The sequence below is a fragment of the Halomonas sp. SIMBA_159 genome, assembly GCF_046536035.1.
In the GTDB taxonomy this organism is placed as follows: domain Bacteria; phylum Pseudomonadota; class Gammaproteobacteria; order Pseudomonadales; family Halomonadaceae; genus Vreelandella; species Vreelandella venusta_A.
Genome location: NZ_JAWJBT010000858.1, coordinates 1 through 262, shown reverse-complemented (window position 1 = coordinate 262; position 262 = coordinate 1). Strand labels below are relative to the sequence as shown.

General features: G+C 63.4%; 1 protein-coding gene. It reads right to left on the bottom strand.

The window, feature by feature from the left end; translation table 11 throughout:
* On the bottom strand, positions 1-262 hold a 262-nt coding region (locus R0J87_RS21675; RefSeq protein WP_498888887.1), incomplete at both ends, for a PQQ-dependent sugar dehydrogenase.

Genomic DNA, 262 nt, shown 5'->3' with positions numbered 1-262 from the left:
ATTGCAGCACCTTGCGGATTGCGGTGGCCGTAGGACCAGACCTCGGGCAACCGACCTTCGACGCCGACGAAGGGATTGTCGTCCGGGATTGTGCCGTCCGGATTGAGCCGGATCACTTGGCCGCGGTTAATGGTGAAATCCTGCGCGCGTTGGCGCTCGCCGCGTTCACCGACGGTGATGAACAGCTTGCCATCAGGCGAGAAGACGACGCGCGAGCCGAAATGGCGCCCGCCGCCCGTCTTCGGTTGCTGACGGAACAGAA